Genomic DNA, 13,999 nt, shown 5'->3' on the forward strand with positions numbered 1-13,999 from the left:
GGGAGCGGGCGATCAAACGGCTGATTGGACCACCTCCTGAATTTCTGGCATTACCCAACGAGGTTTCAAAAGGATGACGGTTCCGAATGGGCGTTGAGAAGTGATAGGGTGAGTTCTTTCCTGCAAGAGTGAAGGATATGGCCAATGAAAAGGATTTTAAGGAAGTTGTTCGGTTTGAAATCAGGCACGAGAAGCCCTGATGAAGCCTTTCCCGCCAGGAAAACCCCGGAAGATTGGGCATCCTGAAATGGCTGGAGGATTACAACGGTCTCACGGTTCAGGAAGTTCAGGTCGCCGAAGATGACTTTGTCATAGTGCTGATCAGCGAGGCACGGCAGCCTCTGCCTTTGGGAGTCGACCCGCCCAACGGGCGAATGGATCTTCTTGTCGCCACCGTTATAACCGATGACGAGATGGAATGGTTCATGGGGAACGGTCGGGGTGCGCTGCTGGACAAGTTGATCGCCGCGGGAGTGGGGCAAGTCAGCGAGCGGGACGGAAAATCAATCCTGCAGGGATAATGACACGATGCTTGATGAATCAGAGATGAATCCGGAGCGCTGGGCCCGACTTATGACGCTGTGGGACTTCGGCGACAATACCGAGACGTATCGCTCCCTGGTGTCTTCCTACTCAGGGAAGGGCCGTTACTACCATTCGCGAGAACATGTTTCCGCTTGTCTTCGACATCTGGATAGATGCGTTTCGGAGATACAGTCCCCCCGTGAAGTAGAATTGGCCTTATGGTTTCATGATGCCATCTATGAGCCGCTTTCAGGAAAGAACGAGAAGAAGAGTGCTGACTGGGCACAATCTTTCGTGCTGGAGAATGGAGCATCCAGAGATATCGCCGATAGGGTGCACCGTCTCATTATGGTGACCGAGCACAATGCTCCTGCGAAGACGAGTGATGAATCGCTGCTAGTGGATATCGATCTGGCTGTATTGGGCGCGGAACCCGCAATTTACCAGATCTTCGAAGAAGGCGTGCGCAGCGAGTACAAGATGGTGCCATGGCCTTTATATAAAAAGAAGAGAGTGGAAGTGCTCAAGGGCTTTCTTGATCGCCCCAGGATCTTTCAGAACGAGCCTTTCCTGACGGAGCGCGAGCAGCAGGCCAGGAAAAATCTGGCGGCTGCAATATCAAAACTGGACGGATAGTCAGAAGAGATCCGGGATAACAGAGTCAGTAAGGGAGTTTGGCGGTGTCGAAAGTGATATTGAAAGGGTACATCGTGGTACCCGAGCCCGATCTTGAAGCCGTCAAGGCCGAGCTGGCTAAGCATATTGATTCCACTTTGAGAGAGCCCGGCTGCCTCTTGTTTGAGGTGTCCCAGGATGTGTCTAATCCGTACAGATTCAATGTCCATGAGGTATTTTCGGATAATGGCGCTTTTGAAGCTCACCAGACGCGAGTGCGGCAATCAAAGTGGGGGAAGGTTTCCGCAAGAGCGGAGCGGCATTACAAGGTTAGTCACCGATAGATGAAGATATATACAGGAAACCTGCTTCGCCGCTGAGTTATAAGGAGATTGTGAACTTTGGACGCCAAAGAATTTGCAGCACGCTGGAAATCCGAGAAGGACTCGACTCTGAGGCTGCTTCGAGAAGGGCAAGGGCTGGCCGCGCAGCGAATCAGGGAAATAGGGCTTTCTACCGACCAGCAAGCGAAACTTTGGGCAGCTATGGATGTGGCGTTGACGGACGTCTTCTACACGCTGCTTCTTGGTTTGGATGGTAGTGCGGGCATCGGGGGTATCCAGGAGGCGTATACGATCCGGGACGAACAGGGGAACACACTTGCCGGCAACGGTGAGTTGGAGGCGGCCGCATACGAACAGTTCCACGGTCTGGGTAGTAGGGTGAGATATGCGGATTGAAAGTGTCAAGAAGAGCGACCATGGTCGTTTGATAGAAATATGGGAAGCGTCCGTCAGGGCAACTCATGACTTTCTAATGGAAGAAGATATAGAGGTGCTCAGGCCACTTATACTTGAGCAATACTTTGACGCGGTTGAGCTTACCTGTGCCCGGGATGAATCCGGCGAGATTAAGGGATTCTGTGGCGTGAGCGAAGGAAACATAGAGATGCTGTTCATCACACCGGAGGCACGCGGAACCGGTGTCGGGTCTTTACTGGTGGCGCAAGCCGTGGAGTGGCAAGGTGCCACAAAAGTAGACGTTAATGAACAGAACGACCAGGCTCTGGGTTTCTATAAGCGCATCGGTTTTTCGGTAGTGGGTCGCTCGCCTTTGGATGGGCAGGGTAAACCCTACCCACTATTACACATGGAATTGGCTTAGTCGGCCTGGCTGCGATCCAGAGATTCGTGCACTTCCGAGACGGCTTTGTCCCTTATCGCGCCGATTTGCGGATATGAGCGACTCATCGGCTTCCTGTACTACGATCTGCCGTTGAATGGCGGGGACGGACCTGGCCGCGAGCTTTCGTCTGGAAAGCGTCGATGACGCGCTGAGTGTCATTCTGGAAGAGATCCATGTGCTCTAGATGGAGATCAGCGATGGCCGGAGCGGGAGCGATGATGTCTGGTGGCGTTGGCACGGCAAAGCATCGGGCAGGATCAGGCAAGGGGGATGCCTTGCCGTTCGCCTGGGTTTATGTTGGCATGCTACACGTCAACTGACCTTGGCTAATCGTGAGAGCGTTCCAATGACCGACGACACCTATACACCTCCGAAAGTCTGGCAATGGGAGCCCGGCAACGGCGGTAAGTTCGCCAACATCAACCGGCCCATCGCCGGCGCCACCCATGACAAAGAACTGCCGGTGGGCAAGCACCCATTACAGCTTTACTCCCTGGCCACGCCCAATGGCGTCAAGGTCACGGTAATGCTGGAGGAATTGCTGGCTCTTGGCCATACCGGGGCTGAGTATGACGCCTGGTTGATCAATATCGGTGAAGGCGATCAATTCGGCAGCGGCTTCGTGGAAATCAATCCGAATTCCAAGATTCCCGCCATGGTGGATCACAGCGTGGACCCGCCGCAGCGTGTTTTTGAAACCGCCTCCATTGTCCTGTATTTGGCGGAGAAATTCGGCGCTCTGATACCCAAGGAGCACGGGGCCCGCACCGAGTGTATGAACTGGCTGTTCTGGCAGCAGGGCGCGGCGCCTTTCCTGGGCGGTGGTTTTGGCCACTTTTATGCCTATGCCCCGGAGAAGTATCGCTATCCCATCGATCGCTACACCATGGAAGTGAAACGCCAGCTCGACGTGTTGGATCGCCACCTGGCGGAGAACACTTATCTGGCCGGTGATGAATATTCCATCGCTGATGTGGCCACCTGGCCCTGGTACGGACAGTTGGTATTGGGACGTTTGTACGACGCCGCTGAATTCCTGGATGTGACGTCCTACAAGAATGTGACCCGTTGGGCCAACGAAATTGACGCTCGCCCGGCGGTGAGCCGTGGCCGTATGGTGAACCGGACTTTTGGCAAGCCCGAAACCCAGCTCCGAGAGCGTCATGACGCCAGCGATTTCGATACGCGCACCCAGGATAAGCTTGAGGCGTCCTGATCACGGAGGGCATGAGCAGGGATGAGTGCACTCTTTCATAACGGAAGGTACAGGCTGGATACTGTTCCCCGTGAGATGAGAATGTCTCACTGGGTCCATGCTCCGGTGCTCATTGATACGGAGACGTCCGAGGTCCTGCTGGATCTCGGCGACAGTCTTTGGGACCTACGAGGCGCGAAGGAGGAAGGGCGGGCTATCCTGCTGACACTGGCGCATTATCCGGATGGTAATAAAGAATACGGGCTGCTTTTGTATCCAGATGCCGGAACGATGGCCGTTGGTGGTTGTGAGTATCCGTTGGCCAGAGCCGCGGAGATTTTGAAAACCGCGCTGCCATAAAGTCCATTGCAAAGAGCATTGCGGGCATGGAACAACGAAAGAGATTGCTCCAGCGAATCGCAACGGCCATTGCAAATAAGGTCAACAGCGCAACTTTGCGTGTGGCCATTGACGGTGTGGACGGCGCGGGCAAGAGCACCTTTGCGGATGAGTTGTGGGTGATGCTGTGCGGAGAGGGGGTCAGGATAATCCGCGCATCCCTGGATGGCTTCCATAACCCTAAGATCATTCGCTATCGTAAAGGACGTTATTCCCCGGAAGGCTTTTATCATGATTCCTATGATTACGAGGCACTAAAGCGGCTTCTTCTGGATCCCTTGGCGCCTGCCGGAAGCGGAGTTTACACCACTGCTGTATTCAATCATGTCATGGATAGACCGGTGGTTGTTTCCCCGCGAGAGGCGAACCGGGGGGATGTGCTTCTCTTTGATGGTATTTTCCTGCAGCGGCCGGAGCTGCGCGGGTATTGGGACCTATCCCTCTATCTGGATATCCGCAGTGATACTTCCGTATCCCGTTTACAGCAGCGGGATAGCGGCCCCTGTTCCCCGGATCACCCCCTGAACCGCCGCTATACGGATGGGCAGGCTTTTTACAGGCAGCGATGTCATCCCATGGAAAAGGCGCATATTATCGTGGACAACAACGAGGTGGACAGGCCGTTTATCGTCAAATGGGATGATCGTTCACTGGATTGAAAGGGGCATGCGTGACCCTGGCAAGGTAAAAAATCCAATCCCCACGCCGCTTGGCGTGGTCAGTCGCTCCCCAGGAGGGAACGGATATGTCTCTTTCAGTGAATACGCTGGGTGAAATACGGGCCCTGGTGCGCGGTGGGTTCGATGAGCGTGATGACATCATCGGAATCCTGTGTGAGGAGATGTATGAACCGGGAGAACTGGACGAGCAGGCGGTGGAGCAGGCCGTGGACGCTGCTTTCAGTGAATTGGAGCATGAAAAACGTCAATGGCCGACGGTAACGGATTGCGACCGTTTGGAGCAGGCGTTCCTGGCGCTCAATAAGCGGGGTGTGATTGCCTTGCACAATGCCGGGTACACGCAGGATGACGGCTATGCCGACGTTCAGGAAGTGTTCGCCGAACACTCTGAGCAGGACAGCGTTAGCGGCTATTGCTTTTATCACGGTCAGGATCTGGAATGCGTGGTGTCCGGCGGCGGTCTATATCTGGCCTTTGGCCCCATGGATCCGCTGCATGAAGAAACGGAGGGGCCGGTGGTGGGTGCCCTGATTGTGGAAGAGCTCACCAAAGCCGGCCTGAATGTGCAATGGGATGGTACCTTCGCTCACCGCATCTTCATTCCCGATATGGACTGGAAATGGCGATAAGGCGTGGCGTACTTCCAGACACGGCTGAGAATGATCGCTGAGATAATAAAAGGTAAATCGATGATAAGAGCCGTCCTGATCTGCTTATCCGTGCTGTCACTACCCGGTTTGGCGGTGGGTGAAACTTCCCCGTACCTTGGGCAAGAGCACCGGAAGATAAAGTCTCTCTCACAAGAGGAGATTGACGGGCTATTGGCGGGAAAGGGGATGGGTTACGCCAAGGCGGCGGAACTTAACGGCATACCCGGTCCGGCCCATGTGCTCGAGCTGGCCGTGGAGCTGCGACTGTCCAGGCAGCAAAAGGAAAAAACGGAGCGGCTTTTCGAAGAGATGCTGGCATCAGCAAAGAGCCTGGGGCGGAGTTTGGTCGATGCGGAGCAGGCGCTGGATGATCTGTTCGCCAGGGCGGAGGCTACGCCGGATACTCTAACCCGCCATCTTGACAGCATCGCCCGGATCGAGGCTCGGCTGCGCCAAGTTCATCTGCAAGCGCACCTGGCGCAACTTGAAATGCTGGGGCCTAAGCAGTTGGCGCTTTACAGGGAATTTCGCGGCTATGCATCGGAACACACGGGGCACCCCATGAACCACTGACTGTGCATCGCCGCCTCCGGTATTGGCGCGTTAATGCCATTTGCTTTCGATGGGGGTGCCCCGTCCCACGGTCTTGGTCACCGGGGTTTTGGCGGCGATCTCCAGTAGCCGCTGCCGTTGCTCGTCGGTCAGCTCTCTGCTGCAGGACAGGGTCCGGTCGATGAACTCGTTGCCGTCTTCGTCGCGACGGAAGTGCAGATGCACGCTGATTTCTCCCAGATCCCAGCCCTTGCGATCGGCGTACATGCGCAGGGTAATGGAGGTACAGGCACCCAGGCCGGAGAGCAGCAGTTCGTAGGGATTGGGGCCGCTGTCCTCTCCACCCAGATCGGCGCCCTCATCGGCCTGAAGGCGATGGTGGCGGGCGTGGATATGCTGCTGGTAGTGGGTGTCGCTGTATACCGATACCTTGGCCATTGCGGTCTCCTTGGCGAGGGGCGAACAGAGTTCATACTGTGCCACACCCATGCCGGTATCGGGAATGCCCCTCGCCGTTGGAATCCTGTCTCCGTCGAGAGGGGCGGTCTGAATCAGACTGCGTGGGAGGCCAGATCATTATCGATTTGCCGTGCCTTGATGGCCGCGGGGCGCTCCATCAGATTGGCGCAGTAGCGTTCGAATACCGGCCGCTTTTCAATGGCGCCGACAGCCATCTCGTAACCCAGGTAAGCGCCAGCGAGCAGGTCGGCGGCGGTGAATCGCTTTCCAACCAGGTAATCGCGCCAGCGTAGTTCGTTTTCCAGCGTATTCAGTACCCGGTCCAGCGTGCCGTATCCGGCGGTGGCCGCCTTCTTGGCATCGTTGCCGATCTCGAAACCCAGCACATGGTTGGTGCAGGCGGCATCGAACGGGCCGGCGATGAAAAACAGCCAACGATAGTAAGCGCCCCGCTCCCGGCTGGTCGGAGCCGGTGCCAGTCCGGCTTGCGGGAAGGCATCGGCCAGATAGGTGCAGATCGCCGAGACTTCGGTGACAACGGTGTCGCCGTGCACCAGGGCGGGTACCTTCCCCATCGGGTTGATCGCCAGATAGTCCGCGTCTCTCATCCCCAAACCGAACGACAAAACATGAGTGCGGTAGGGCTGATTTACTTCTTCAAGCATCCACCGCGCCACCCGCGCCCGAGACATGGGATTGGTATAGAAAACCAGATCCTGACTCATGCAATCCTCTCCGTGTCGTTATTGATTGGAAGAGGAGTGTAAGAGTGTCTCCTGTCAGATAATGGCAGCAGTGTTGCCGGACGGGGCGTCAGCCCTTCTTCGCCACTTTCTCCAGCGCCAGCAGGGTATCCATGTAACTGACGAAGTGGCTCAGATAGTCCGGTGACAGGCCGCGCAGGGTTTCGACGCTGCGGGTAACCAGGCGGTGTGCGTTGAGCGGGCCGGCGTCGCCGGGTGTCTGGGCGATGGCGTGGTCGATGCGTTTTTGGGTATGCAGGCGGGCGCGGGTGGCGCGCAGCTGGCGCAGGGCCTTGAGTTCCCGCGGCGATGTCAGGGGACGGATGTCGCGAGGCCCCTTGCCGGCGACCTTCTGAAACAGGTTGGGATGGTCTCTTAGCAGGGAATCCAAAGGGGTGTTGTCGGCGTCTTCGTCGTCGATATCGTTGTTTTGCAGTGCCTCCAGCAATGCCACCAGCGGTGACGGTGATCTCCGTACCTGCTGCTCGGCGAGGCGCTGGAAGGCGCGCAGGTCACCGCTTTCGAACAGATGATCCAGCTGTGCCTGTGTCGTGTCGTCGAGAGTGTCATAAGGCAAAGCGGCGCGTCGTGCCCGGGCCGCCTCCCGCGCTTCTTCGAAGCGTGTTTGATAGTCCGTCAGTGCTTGCTGCAATTTGTCCTGCTGAGCCGGTGTTGGCGCGCGCGGGCTTTCCGCCAGCCGTCGCGCCAGCGCTTCCAGATAACGGAAGCGCACCGGATCGTAGCGGTCGGCGTGGTCGTCACGTAACCGGGCAAGGCGGTCCAGAGGCGTGGGGGCCGAATTGACGTCACTCATCGTTCTCTGCCTGATTGCTCTGGCGCGGTACGGTGGTGATCTCCACCCGGCGGTTCTGGGCGCGGGAAGCCTCGCTCTGGTTTGGAACCACCGGCTGGTTATCGCCGAAAGCGGCGGCGAAGATGCGATCCGCCGGCATGCCCTGGGCGATCAGGGTGCGGGTGACGGTGAGCGCTCTCTGTGCTGAGAGTCCCCAGTTGTCCTGATAACGCGGATTTCCTTTCTGGATTGCCAGGTCGTCGGTGAAGCCGCTCACCATCAGCAACTCATCATGCTCGCTGAGATAATTCCGCAGCGGTTCCACCAGGCTGCTCAGCAATTTTTCGCCCTTGGGTTGCAGGACATCGGAATTGAGCGCGAACAGCACACTTCCGCTGATGCCGATGCGGCCGTTATGGAAAGTGATGCGACCGCTGGAGAGGGGATCCCGCAGGGCGTCTTCCAGGGCGATACGGCGCTGTTCCTCCACTTGGCGGCGGGCTTTTTCCTGTTGCAGGGACTGGCTCAGCTCCAGCTGGATGCCGATCACCCACACCGTGATCAGCACAAAGATGCCCACCAGTGCCGCCATCAGATCGGAGAAGATGGCCCATACCGGCGTGGCCTGGGCCTGGCTGTCGTGCAGCTCGTCCATCAGCCGGCTCCGTTGCCGTTGGTGGCCGACTGCTGGCGCACGGCGCCAAGCGCCTCAAGCACATCCTTCTGCGAGGTCATGCTCAGGTCGATGACTTCACGGGCTTGCTCCACATAGTAAGCCAGTTGTTCGTCGCTGCGTGCGGTGGCCTGTTCCAGCGCGGTTTCCACCCGCTGAAGATGATCCACCAGCTTGTCATTGGCGTCGCTGAACAGCTGCACGGCGACGGAGAACGCCTCGCTGAGGCTGGCCACTTCATGGGCGCCGCCGGTGACGTCCGACGTCACTTCATCCAGCTTGCGGCTTTGTTCGTCCACCTGCTGCGAAAAGGCGTCGCTGACGGTTTTGAGGATATCTCCGGAATCGCGGATCAGGCTTTCCACCGCCTCGCGTTGGGCGGCGGCGGTTTCACGCTGGGCGGCCAGCAGGGTTTCCAGCTCCGCCATGATACGCCGGCGCTCCTCCAGCATTTCGTTGTCGCGTTCACTGCCGCGGGCCATCTCCTCGCGCAGCTGGCGGATCACTTCGGCGGCGGCCTTGGGCGTCTCCGAAGCGGTTTCGATCAGTCTCGTCATGGGCGCTTCCAGAGCCGCGCCCAGGTCGCCGAGATGGCGGGTAACCGTGGTTTCCAGTTCGGCTAGCCGCGCGGTGGCGGTTTCGCCGCGCCGGGCTTCTTCATCGCGCAGCGCGGACAGGGCCTCGCCAGTATCCGCTATCAGTTCCTCCAGGCCGCCGCGCTGTTGCGCTATAAGCGTCTCGGCGGCGTTCTGGAATTGCGCATTGTGGCTTTGCAGTGTCTGGGTGATGTTCTCAATCAGGCCCGCGGCGGAACGCTGCTGTTGATCCAGGCCGTGGCGCCAATGTTCGGCGGTTTGCTCGGTGGTGGCCTGGAAGCGCTCGGCCAGTGTCGCCAACTGCTGCTCGCCGGTGCTTTGCAGCTGCTGGTGGTGCTCGCGAGTCTGCTCCAGCAATGCAGTGCTATGTTGGTGGAAAGTGTCGTTGTGGTCCTTCAGGGTGGCGCCAAGGGTCTCCGCCAGGTGGGCGTTGGTTTGCTGTTGCTGGTTCAGGCCATCTCGCCACAGTTCCGCCGCTTGCTCGGTGGTGGTCTGGAAGCGCTCGGCCAGCGCCGTCAATTGCGTCTCACTGGCCCGCTGCAAATGCTGATGATGCTCTTTCGCCTGAGCCAGCAGAAGTTCGCTTTGTTCACGGAAGCGTTCGCTATGCGCCCGCAGCGCTTCGGCTACTTGTTCCGTCAACTGGCGGCTGTGTTGTTGCTGTTCGCCAAGACCGGATTGCCAGACCCGGGCGGCCTGCTCGGTGGTGGCCTGGAAGTGTTCGGCCAGTTCCGATAATTGTTGCTTGCCCGTTTCGCGCAGTTGCTGATGGTGCTCTCGCGTCTGTGCCAGCAGTTCGCTGCTGTGTTGTTCGAAGCGGCTGTTGTGCGCCTTGAGCGCGGCGTCGATATCGGCGGCCAGTTTGGCGCTGGTCTGTTGTTGCTCGGCAAGCCCCTGGCGCCAATGCAAGGCGGCTTGTTCGGTGGTGCTCTGGAAGCGTTCCGCCAGGGCGCCGAGTTGGCGCTCGCTGATCTCGCTGAGCGCTTGGTGGGTGCTTTCCGCCTGCTGCCCAAGGCGGGCCATGGCCGCTTCCACGATCGGGCGGGTGCTCTCCGCCGCGATGCGGCCGCTGTCCGCCAGACTTTGTTTCAGGGTCTCGCTGACCGAACGGGCCAGTTGTTGGTAGTGGCCGCTGACATTGTCGTGGAATTGCTGCTGGTTTTGCGTCAAGGCACCGCTGACCTGCTCGCTCATGTGTTCCATGCGTTCGGCAAGATGACCCAGTTGGGCGACCACTTCGGGGAAGGCGGCGGACTGCTCCCGCAACGCCTGGTAAGTGTCGCGCTGTTGCTGGCCGATCGAGAAGGCACGCAGTTCCGTGGCGATATGACCGTCCAGCTCGCGGCCGGCCACAATCCGGTCACGGCGGCTCAGGGCGGCGGCCAGACCCAGCATGGCGGAGCTGGCGACACCGGCGATGGAAGTGCCGAACGCCAGACTCATGCCGCTGATCGGCGCGGCCAGCGCATTACGGATGGCGTGCAGCTCGCTGCCGCCTTCCAGGGCGGTAACGGCACCGCGCAGAGTCACGATCATGCCGATGAAGGTGCCGAGCAGGCCGAGCATGACCAGCAGCCCGGAGAGGTAAGGGGTCAGCATCGGGCCGGGCAGGGCAGCCGGTTCCCCTTCCACCCGGCGGCGTACCGTGCCGCGCAGGGAGGCCGGCAGGCCGGCGAGCCACTGACCCAGGCTTTCCGGGCTGCCCGGCAGTTGCCCCAGGCTCTGGCGCATTTGATCGGTGGCGCGGCGAAACTGTCGCAGTTCCAGAAAGCCCAGCCCATAGACCAGCGCGATCAGCAAGGTGGCGGTCAGCGCCACCAGGTCGGTGCCGAGAAAGCCCAGGCCCACCCAGATCACCGTGATGGCGCCCAGAATGAAGGTCAGCGCGAAAAGAAAACGTGTCATTGCGGGAGTGGTTCCTCGTGATTCAATGCGTCCAGCAGGCCTTGCACCGGTTCCAACCGGGTTTCCAGCTCGGCCAGCAGCAACGTCTGCATTTCCTGTCGAAACTGGTGTAACCAGCCCCCCGGCGCCACCCAGGCGTCGGCCGGATCGGGCTGATCTTCCGGTTGTTGATTGCGGTGCGCCCGCCAAAGAGAGCGAAAGCGTTTGCCCAGCACCATCGGTATGGCGGCGAAGCAGTAACGGCCATAGCTGGCCAGAGTGTTGTCGAACACCGTGTCGAGCACGGCGAGCTGGGCGAGAGTGTGATTCTGGGCGGCGAAGCCGTCACGCAGGCGTTGCCGCAGATACTGGATGGCGGTGATCAGCTGTCTCTGATGAGACAGGTAAAAACGTTCATAGGGTTTGAACACCGGTGGCGTTTCGATGGTCTCCGGCAGTCGCAGCTTCACCTTGGCGTCGCCGGGGTCGAAACTCAGCGTGATGCCGTTGAGGAGCGTGTCACGGGTCTGGTTGAAGTCCGCCCGCAGACGCTCCGTCAGACCTTCTTCGGGGCGGAATGGCCCCATGGACTGGTACTTATAGGCGGCGTCCAGCGCAATGGTATCGGACAGATCGAACAACCGGCCCATGCGCTCCGCGAAGCAGGCGTGAGTACCAAGGCCGGTGCCGTTGCCCAGTGCGGCCACCAGCTGTACCAATCTGGCGCTGGGAGGGGCCGGTTGCGCTTTTTTTTGCGTCCTGTGCGTGTTGTTGCTCATGGGGCGCCGTGGCTAGGAAAAAGGTATGACCATGCCGTCGCCTGATGCGACGGGAAACCGCCCATTCTAATCAACTGCGGCGGCCCCACCAATCCTGCGGATGCCTGAGTCGGTTTGACGGTCAGCCGGGATCGTTGGCGGCGGGCATGCTGACCACGGCTCTGGCCCGCAAAGCACGGATCTCAGCGTCACTGAATCCGGCGTCGGCCAGCACACTTTGACTGTCTTCCCCGAGCCGCGGCGCCGGCCGGTCGGGGTGGGTGACGGCCCCGATGAAGCGCAACGGGTGCCGGGTACCCAGTAGTTTGCCTTCGCTGGGGTGATCGATTTCCTGAAAGAAATCCACCGCCTGCAGATGTGGATCGTCGAGCAAATCCTCCAAGGTGTTCACCGGGCCACAGGGAATGTCCTGCTCCTTGAGCGCGGCAAGCCAGTAGGCGGTGGTCTGTGCGGGCATGCATTCCGCCGCCACTTGATACAGTTCGCCAATGCGCTCGCTGCGACGTGAGGGATCCAGCACCCAGTCCGCGTTCGCCAGATCATGACGGCCGACCAGGCCGAGGAAGCGCTGCCAGTGACGTGAGGTGTAGGGCAGCACGGCGAGATAGCCGTCGGCGGTTTGATAGGGGCGCCGGTAGGGCGTCATCAGGCGGTCGTAGCGCAATGACCCTAGCGGAGGCTGGAACACGTGGCCGCTGAGGTGCTCCGCCAATAGAAAAGACACCAGACTCTCGAACATGGGCGCTTCCACCGATCCACCCTGGCCGGTGCGCTCGCGGTGCAGCAGCGCGGCGGCGATGCCGATGGTGGCGTAAAGGCCGGCTACTTTATCGGCCAGGACAGTGGGGGCGAAGGCCGGGGGTGAATCGGGGGTATGGTTGAGGGAGGCCAGTCCGCTGATGGCTTGCATGATGTCGTCATAGGCCGGGTCATCGGCATAAGGCCCATCACCGCCGAAGCCCACCGCCGCGCAGTACACCAGTCGGGGATTCAGGCTCCGTACGGTGGCGTCGTCGATGCCCAGTTTTTGTGCGGCGGCCGGGCGCACGTTGTGAAGCAGCACGTCGGCGCCCTTGATCAGTTTGTGCAGTGTGGCCTGGCCTTCGGTGGTTTTCAGATCAATGACCAGAGAACGTTTGTTGCGATTCAGATTGAGAAAGCCGGCGCCCATACCAGTGTGCCGGGCTGGCGCCGCGGCGCGAAAGATGTCTCCTTCCGGTGCCTCCACCTTGATCACGTCGGCGCCCAGGTCGGCAAGAAGATGGGAAGCGAACGGGCCGAGTACCACGGTGCTCAGATCCAGCACCCGGATGCCCTTCAGTAATTCGAACATGAGATCTCCTTACGGCACGGCGCCGGGCGCCGACGATCTTGTTTTTTCAGTCTTGCATGGTGCTGCTTCTTTGTGCAACGCTATTTTGAATCAAAGGTTCATCTGGTGAACCTGCAAGGAAACCATGAGAGAGGAAGATGGCATACGCACCGGTGTCCGCGGTTCTGAAAGGGTTGAAAGTGTTGGAAGCGGTCAACCGGTTGGGACCGGCGAGTCTGCGAGAGATTACCGAGGCCACCGGATTGCCAAAGGCATCCACGGTACGGTTGCTGGAAACCCTGGTGCATGCCGGCTACATCTCGGTAATGAACGACGCTCGGCGTTACATCGTTACCGCGCGGGTATTGTCCCTGTCCAACAACTTCCGCCCTGATCAGGCGTTGTTGGCGGTGGCCGCGCCGGTTCTGAAGACATTGCGGGAAAAAACCGGCTGGCCTTCGGATCTGGCCCTTTATCAGCACGGCAAGATGGTGATCGCCGACACCAATCGTCAGCCCGGTACGTTCTCGATCAACCGTTCGGTGGGGTCACGGGTACCGATGACCAGTACTGCTCTGGGGCGGGCCTATCTGGCGTTCTGTCCGGATGCGGAGAGAGCGGCGATTCTCGATCTCCTGGCCCCGCTGCAGGAGCCGGATGAGGCTCTGGCGGACAGCCGTGACAAGCTGGAAAAGCTGATTAAAAAGGTGCGTAAACAAGGCTACGCCACCAGTAATCAGGAGTTGATGAAAACCATTCGGGCGGCGGCGGTACCGGTACGGCATGACGATCAGGTGGTGTGCTGCTTCAACATCATTGTGCCCGCCCAAGTCATGTCTCTGACGGAACTGGAGCAGAAATACGTTCCGCTGCTTACCGCCGCCGCCCGGGATATAGAACAACGCCATCGAGGCTGAAGCTGATGGCTGACCGTCATTGTGCGTATGACGATTTAATAT

18 protein-coding genes are annotated in these 13,999 nt (G+C 59.3%); 11 read left to right on the forward strand and 7 right to left on the reverse strand.

Annotated features, from left to right (window positions below):
- Positions 1–233: 233 nt before the first annotated feature.
- The 10 genes from RYH70_RS01680 to RYH70_RS01725 all read left to right on the forward strand — a co-directional run bounded on the left by RYH70_RS01680 (position 234) and on the right by RYH70_RS01725 (position 5,822).
- Complete coding sequence (locus tag RYH70_RS01680) at positions 234–521, forward strand: hypothetical protein (RefSeq protein WP_317009694.1); 288 nt, start codon at positions 234–236, stop codon at positions 519–521.
- A 7-nt stretch (positions 522–528) separates the two neighbouring features.
- A complete protein-coding gene (locus tag RYH70_RS01685; protein ID WP_317009695.1) occupies positions 529–1,161 on the forward strand; it encodes an HD domain-containing protein in 633 nt (210 codons plus the stop codon).
- A 74-nt stretch (positions 1,162–1,235) separates the two neighbouring features.
- The gene (locus RYH70_RS01690) at positions 1,236–1,484 is read left to right on the forward strand and encodes a putative quinol monooxygenase (protein ID WP_317010156.1); all 249 of its coding nucleotides are present in this window, start codon (positions 1,236–1,238) and stop codon (positions 1,482–1,484) included.
- Positions 1,485–1,541: 57 nt separating this feature from the next.
- Positions 1,542–1,880: a hypothetical protein gene (locus RYH70_RS01695; RefSeq protein ID WP_022996989.1), complete on the forward strand. Its 339-nt coding sequence runs from the start codon at positions 1,542–1,544 to the stop codon at positions 1,878–1,880.
- Positions 1,870–2,304, forward strand: coding sequence for an acetyltransferase (locus tag RYH70_RS01700; RefSeq protein ID WP_022996988.1), 435 nt, complete (start codon positions 1,870–1,872; stop codon positions 2,302–2,304). The genes RYH70_RS01695 and RYH70_RS01700 overlap by 11 nt, the downstream gene beginning before the upstream one ends.
- A gap of 367 nt (positions 2,305–2,671) precedes the next feature.
- On the forward strand, positions 2,672–3,541 hold the full coding sequence (gene yghU / locus RYH70_RS01705) for a glutathione-dependent disulfide-bond oxidoreductase (RefSeq protein ID WP_022996986.1): 870 nt from the start codon (positions 2,672–2,674) through the stop codon (positions 3,539–3,541).
- A gap of 81 nt (positions 3,542–3,622) precedes the next feature.
- A complete protein-coding gene (locus RYH70_RS01710; protein ID WP_316309316.1) occupies positions 3,623–3,880 on the forward strand; it encodes a hypothetical protein in 258 nt (85 codons plus the stop codon).
- Between the two features lie 26 nt (positions 3,881–3,906).
- Positions 3,907–4,578: a nucleoside/nucleotide kinase family protein gene (locus RYH70_RS01715; RefSeq protein WP_317009696.1), complete on the forward strand. Its 672-nt coding sequence runs from the start codon at positions 3,907–3,909 to the stop codon at positions 4,576–4,578.
- Between the two features lie 86 nt (positions 4,579–4,664).
- Positions 4,665–5,228 (forward strand): DUF6891 domain-containing protein, encoded by a 564-nt coding sequence (locus RYH70_RS01720; protein WP_022996983.1) that lies wholly within the window; start codon positions 4,665–4,667, stop codon positions 5,226–5,228.
- Positions 5,229–5,435: 207 nt separating this feature from the next.
- Positions 5,436–5,822: a hypothetical protein gene (locus RYH70_RS01725; protein ID WP_317009697.1), complete on the forward strand. Its 387-nt coding sequence runs from the start codon at positions 5,436–5,438 to the stop codon at positions 5,820–5,822.
- A gap of 30 nt (positions 5,823–5,852) precedes the next feature.
- On the opposite strand, the gene RYH70_RS01730 is transcribed toward RYH70_RS01725, so the two are convergent.
- From RYH70_RS01730 to RYH70_RS01760, 7 genes are all read right to left on the reverse strand, one after another.
- Positions 5,853–6,239, reverse strand: a complete 387-nt coding sequence (locus RYH70_RS01730; RefSeq protein ID WP_022996981.1) for an OsmC family protein — start codon at positions 6,237–6,239, stop codon at positions 5,853–5,855.
- 113 nt (positions 6,240–6,352) lie between these two features.
- Entirely contained in the window at positions 6,353–6,985 is a 633-nt protein-coding gene (locus RYH70_RS01735) for a glutathione S-transferase family protein (RefSeq protein ID WP_022996980.1), read from the reverse strand.
- An 88-nt stretch (positions 6,986–7,073) separates the two neighbouring features.
- A complete protein-coding gene (locus RYH70_RS01740; RefSeq protein WP_317009698.1) occupies positions 7,074–7,817 on the reverse strand; it encodes a DUF2894 domain-containing protein in 744 nt (247 codons plus the stop codon).
- Positions 7,810–8,451: an OmpA family protein gene (locus tag RYH70_RS01745; RefSeq protein ID WP_022996978.1), complete on the reverse strand. Its 642-nt coding sequence runs from the start codon at positions 8,449–8,451 to the stop codon at positions 7,810–7,812. The genes RYH70_RS01740 and RYH70_RS01745 overlap by 8 nt, the downstream gene beginning before the upstream one ends.
- Entirely contained in the window at positions 8,451–10,970 is a 2,520-nt protein-coding gene (locus RYH70_RS01750; RefSeq protein WP_317009699.1) for a DUF802 domain-containing protein, read from the reverse strand. The genes RYH70_RS01745 and RYH70_RS01750 overlap by 1 nt, the downstream gene beginning before the upstream one ends.
- On the reverse strand, positions 10,967–11,728 hold the full coding sequence (locus RYH70_RS01755) for a DUF3348 domain-containing protein (protein WP_317009700.1): 762 nt from the start codon (positions 11,726–11,728) through the stop codon (positions 10,967–10,969). Before RYH70_RS01755 ends, RYH70_RS01750 begins: the two co-directional genes overlap by 4 nt.
- Before the next feature lie 121 nt (positions 11,729–11,849).
- Positions 11,850–13,061, reverse strand: coding sequence for a CaiB/BaiF CoA transferase family protein (locus RYH70_RS01760; RefSeq protein WP_317009701.1), 1,212 nt, complete (start codon positions 13,059–13,061; stop codon positions 11,850–11,852).
- 137 nt (positions 13,062–13,198) lie between these two features.
- Here RYH70_RS01760 and RYH70_RS01765 point away from each other — a divergent pair, with 137 nt between their 5' ends.
- Complete coding sequence (locus RYH70_RS01765; RefSeq protein ID WP_317009702.1) at positions 13,199–13,957, forward strand: IclR family transcriptional regulator domain-containing protein; 759 nt, start codon at positions 13,199–13,201, stop codon at positions 13,955–13,957.
- The last annotated feature ends 42 nt before the right edge of the window (positions 13,958–13,999 follow it).

Origin of the sequence: Alloalcanivorax xenomutans, from assembly GCF_032810065.1 — a bacterium.
GTDB lineage: Bacteria > Pseudomonadota > Gammaproteobacteria > Pseudomonadales > Alcanivoracaceae > Alloalcanivorax > Alloalcanivorax xenomutans.

Coding starts and splice junctions, on each gene's coding strand:
- RYH70_RS01685 (WP_317009695.1), top strand. CDS start 529: ATGCTTGATGAATCAGAGATGAATCCGGAGCGCTGGGCCCGACTTATG.
- RYH70_RS01700 (WP_022996988.1), top strand. CDS start 1,870: ATGCGGATTGAAAGTGTCAAGAAGAGCGACCATGGTCGTTTGATAGAA.
- yghU (WP_022996986.1), top strand. CDS start 2,672: ATGACCGACGACACCTATACACCTCCGAAAGTCTGGCAATGGGAGCCC.
- RYH70_RS01710 (WP_316309316.1), top strand. CDS start 3,623: ATGTCTCACTGGGTCCATGCTCCGGTGCTCATTGATACGGAGACGTCC.
- RYH70_RS01715 (WP_317009696.1), top strand. CDS start 3,907: ATGGAACAACGAAAGAGATTGCTCCAGCGAATCGCAACGGCCATTGCA.
- RYH70_RS01720 (WP_022996983.1), top strand. CDS start 4,665: ATGTCTCTTTCAGTGAATACGCTGGGTGAAATACGGGCCCTGGTGCGC.
- RYH70_RS01725 (WP_317009697.1), top strand. CDS start 5,436: ATGGGTTACGCCAAGGCGGCGGAACTTAACGGCATACCCGGTCCGGCC.
- RYH70_RS01730 (WP_022996981.1), bottom strand. CDS start 6,239: ATGGCCAAGGTATCGGTATACAGCGACACCCACTACCAGCAGCATATC.
- RYH70_RS01735 (WP_022996980.1), bottom strand. CDS start 6,985: ATGAGTCAGGATCTGGTTTTCTATACCAATCCCATGTCTCGGGCGCGG.
- RYH70_RS01740 (WP_317009698.1), bottom strand. CDS start 7,817: ATGAGTGACGTCAATTCGGCCCCCACGCCTCTGGACCGCCTTGCCCGG.
- RYH70_RS01745 (WP_022996978.1), bottom strand. CDS start 8,451: ATGGACGAGCTGCACGACAGCCAGGCCCAGGCCACGCCGGTATGGGCC.
- RYH70_RS01750 (WP_317009699.1), bottom strand. CDS start 10,970: ATGACACGTTTTCTTTTCGCGCTGACCTTCATTCTGGGCGCCATCACG.
- RYH70_RS01755 (WP_317009700.1), bottom strand. CDS start 11,728: ATGAGCAACAACACGCACAGGACGCAAAAAAAAGCGCAACCGGCCCCT.
- RYH70_RS01760 (WP_317009701.1), bottom strand. CDS start 13,061: ATGTTCGAATTACTGAAGGGCATCCGGGTGCTGGATCTGAGCACCGTG.
- RYH70_RS01765 (WP_317009702.1), top strand. CDS start 13,199: ATGGCATACGCACCGGTGTCCGCGGTTCTGAAAGGGTTGAAAGTGTTG.